Annotated in this window: 3 protein-coding genes and 2 pseudogenes; 3 read left to right on the plus strand and 2 right to left on the minus strand. The window is 31.4% G+C overall.

Annotated features, from left to right (window positions below):
• Both BG20_RS13020 and BG20_RS13025 read right to left on the minus strand, forming a co-directional pair.
• Nucleotides 1–186 (minus strand): annotated as a pseudogene (locus BG20_RS13020) (hypothetical protein); the annotation flags it as partial.
• A gap of 260 nt (nt 187–446) precedes the next feature.
• Complete coding sequence (locus BG20_RS13025; protein ID WP_238527456.1) at nt 447–752, minus strand: hypothetical protein; 306 nt, start codon at nt 750–752, stop codon at nt 447–449.
• A gap of 68 nt (nt 753–820) precedes the next feature.
• Here BG20_RS13025 and hisG point away from each other — a divergent pair, with 68 nt between their 5' ends.
• The 3 genes and pseudogenes from hisG to BG20_RS02150 all read left to right on the plus strand — a co-directional run.
• Nucleotides 821–1,798: an ATP phosphoribosyltransferase gene (gene hisG, locus BG20_RS02140; RefSeq protein ID WP_007403053.1), complete on the plus strand. Its 978-nt coding sequence runs from the start codon at nt 821–823 to the stop codon at nt 1,796–1,798.
• Nucleotides 1,798–3,071, plus strand: a pseudogene (gene hisD / locus BG20_RS02145) (histidinol dehydrogenase). Before hisG ends, hisD begins: the two are co-directional and overlap by 1 nt.
• On the plus strand, nt 3,068–4,009 hold a 942-nt coding region (locus BG20_RS02150), incomplete at its 3' end, for a pyridoxal phosphate-dependent aminotransferase (protein WP_010190286.1). The pseudogene hisD and the gene BG20_RS02150, both read left to right, overlap by 4 nt.

Consider the following 4,009-nt stretch of genomic DNA (forward strand, 5'->3'; position numbering starts at 1 on the left):
GTCGAATTCATCTGGACGTGTATTATCATATTTCCAATCAAAACCATTATCTATATTTGAATCCGGATACCCGTGTCCTCTAATTAACGATATTGTATTGTCTACAAAGTTTACTGATATTTCAGCATATAATGCATTAGGATACAAGTAGATTATGTTTGGATGAGATGTAATTACATCAAACATTTTTTTTGTAACATACTCATTATGTAATAAAATGATCTTATCGTATTTTGAAAGTATGTTTGGATTTTTATCAAGTTCAATATCTGTAATTGAATCATATCCTAATAATTTTAAAACTTTGACTGCATTTGCACTGGATTGTTCCCCTAATTGATCAATTGATACAATCTTTGTTGTTGTACAAGTATCACACTTTCCAGCATAAAAATCATAAAAACCATCTTCTGAATATGCACTTGCAGTGTATATTGGAATGATGACTAGCGGTTTATTTTTTTATCATAAACTCCAATCTCTGAATAAGTTTCTGATAGATCTGGTTTTAATTCAAAAGTGGCTTTCATAGGTATTTGTTTTCCGTTTATAATAACGAAATCTTTTGGATCCACAAAAATATCAAACAAACTACCACTTCCCCATTTTATCAATTCTGTATTTGATGAGATCTGTATTTCATTTTGAAGTACATCTTTTTGAATTGGTGTATCTTGTGTTGTATTTGTTCCCAAATAAACAGAGATTCCAATAATTGATAATACAGCAATACCTAAAATGATCTTTTTCAATAATTTCATATCTATAATTTTTAAAATAAATGAAGTTATTATATACTAAGTTTAGAGAAGTATAAGAAATGTCGCAAATTCGCTTTGCCATACCTAAAGGTAGTCTTGAAGAAGCAACATTCAAACTTCTTGAAAGATCATGGACCAAAGTAAATAGAAAAGACAGAACTTACAGAGTGTATCTTGATGATCCAAATATTGTTGTAAAAATGCTTAGGCCACAAGAAATTCCAACACTAGTCTCGGAAGGACTGTATGATGTTGGTATCACTGGAAAAGATTGGGTTGGTGAAACCAACGCCGATGTTGAACCAATATTAGATTTAGAATACGGAAAAATTCGTCTGGTTGTTGCTTTTCCTGATAAATATCACTACAAAAATCTGGATGAAATGATAGCTGATTATGCTAAGAAGAAAAAAATACTTCGTATATCATCTGAATATCTTATTACCGCATCAAAATTTCTAAAGCAATCTAAATCATATAAAAAATACTACGGTACAAAAGATCCTTTGATTGTAACTCCTTGGCTTAGACTTGGAGTCAACAAGAATGTTCAAATTCATTTATCATTTGGAGCTACAGAAGCAAAACCTCCTGAGGATGTTGATGCAATAATGGATGTTACTGAAACTGGGACCACGTTAAAACAAAACAAATTAAAAATAGTTGATGAAGTCCTTACATCTACAGCACATTTGATTGTCAATAAAAAATCTTTAAGGGATCCACAAAAACGTGAAAAAATATTTGACATTGTTACTCTGATGCGAGGTGCCGTACATGGAAAAAAATATCTCCACATATATCTAAACGTCGAAGAAAAGAATCTCAAAAAGCTCTTACAACAAATACCATCTCTTAAAAAACCAACTATTAGCCCGCTAAGTGAAGATGGGTGGTATGGAATAAATACAATTATTCAAAAAGCAGACTTTCACAAACTAATTCCAAAACTAAGAAAAATCGCACAAGGACTAGTTGTCCATGAACCACGACAAATTCTAGAACTAGAGGAGATTAAGCGTGATGAAGAAAATTGATGAAAATAATCAAAGTAACTAATGTTGAAAAATTTGCGTCTCAAATTTTGCCAAAACAGCCCTCCTACAAAAACAAGTCTATTGTAGAATCCATATTAAATGATGTAAAAAACAATGGGGATTTAGCTATAAGAAAATATGAGAAAAAATTTAGTGGAGCTAACATTACGTCATTGCTTTTGTCACAAAATGACATAAAGAATGCATTCTCTAAAGTTTCCAAAAATGAAATAAATGCAATAAAGTTATCTAAATTAAGATTAGAAAAAACTGAATATGCTGTAAAATCCATCTTAAAAAATAAGACTATTGATACAGATGGAATAAAAATCTCAAAGAAATTTGTACCAATACAAAGTGTTGGATGTTACATTCCTGGTGGTTTGGCACGGTATCCAAGCTCTGTTATAATGTCTGTAATTCCTGCAAAAATAGCAGGAGTCAAAAGAATAGCCGTTGTGTCTCCACCTAATTCTGATGGAAAAATTGATCCATTGACTATTGTAGCTGCAAATTTGTGTGGTGCAAACGAGATTTACCGAATTGGAGGTGCTCAAGCAATTGCTGCATTGTCTTTTGGTACCTCATCAATCCCTAAAGTAGATAAAATAGTTGGACCTGGTGGTACGTTTGTATCAATTGCAAAGTCTATGATTAGTGATCGAACATCGATTGATATGCTTGCAGGTCCAACAGAATTAGGCATTATTGCTGATGAAACTGCAAATCCAAACTATGTAGCGCTAGATCTTATTTCTCAATCGGAACACAGCAATGATACTTTTTGTTATTTGATAACAAATTCTGAAAAATTAGCAAAATCAGTTGATAAAATAATTCATGATTTAATTGATAAAATCAAAAGAAATAATTTTGTAAAAACTAGTCTTAAAAAAAATGGTTTTCTTGCAATATGTAAAAATTATTCAGATATGATCAAACTAGCAAATGAATTGGCTCCAGAACATTTGCAAATCATGACAAAAAATCCCAATTCCTTTGCATCAAAAATCACCTCTTCTGGATTAGTATTGCTAGGAAATAATACTCCGTCATCTGCAAGCGATTATCTTTTAGGCTCAAATCATATTTTGCCAACAAATGGATTTGGTAAATACGTGGTTCTCTTTCTGTTTTGGACTTTATGAAAATCAATACTCAGATATCTGCATCAAAGATATCCCTATCAAAAATCTCAAAACACCTGCAAATATTTACTGAATCAGAAGGGTTGCCAAATCATTATGAGGCAGTACGAGGTAGAATACAATGAAAAAAAACTGGATTGAAAAAAGAATTAAAGAATTATCTTCTATTGGAGGATATCAAAAGCCTGAGATGCATCCTGATGCACTCAAACTTGATTCTAATGAAAATTATGTCATATCTAAACAATTCCAACAAGATCTTATCAATAATGCCAAAAAAAATTGCGATGTTAGAGAATATCCTTTAGGTGGAACAGAGCGTTTGATTAAACAATTATCAAAATTCCTTAAAGTTGACTCTTCTATGATTGGTGTTGGAAATGGTTCTGATCAAATACTAGATTTAATTTTATCAAATCTTGCATCAAAACAAACCCAAGTTCTGACATCAAATCCAACATTTGGATTTTTTGAAGAAAGATGTAAACTATACTCCATACCAGTTACTGCAATTCCTTTTTCAAGAAATATGACATTAGATATCAAAGAATTTCTTAAACTATCTAAAAATGCAGATATCTTATATCTTGATTCTCCAAATAATCCAACTGGATTTCAATTTCAAAAAGATGATCTGCAAAAATTAGTAAGATCATTTGATGGATTAATAATAATTGATGAAGCATACGGTGAATTTGGAGAATTTTCATTATCTGGAATGGTAAAATCACAAGAAAATCTAGTTGTTGTTCAGACACTCTCAAAGTCATTTGGTTTGGCTGGCTTAAGATTGGGATATTTTATTGCAAATAAAAAATTCACAGATGCATTTAATCAAGTACTACAATATCCATACCCAATTAGTACACTTGCGATCGAATCTGCAATTCTGGCATTGGAGCAATCAACTCAAATGGAAAATGCAGTTCAAGTAATCAAAGATGAGCGAAAACGAATAATTGAAAATCTCAGAAAATATGATGCGTTTGAGGTCTTTGATTCTAAGGCTAATTTTGTACTCTTTGACGCTCACGGTTCCTATAAAAGAGTCTATGATGCACTT

Origin of the sequence: Candidatus Nitrosarchaeum limnium BG20 (assembly GCF_000241145.1) — an archaeon.
GTDB classification, from domain to species: Archaea; Thermoproteota; Nitrososphaeria; order Nitrososphaerales; family Nitrosopumilaceae; genus Nitrosarchaeum; species Nitrosarchaeum limnae.

Bases quoted from the DNA above. Each gene is read 5' to 3' on its own strand.
- hisG (WP_007403053.1), top strand. From the start codon at position 821: ATGTCGCAAATTCGCTTTGCCATACCTAAAGGTAGTCTTGAAGAAGCA.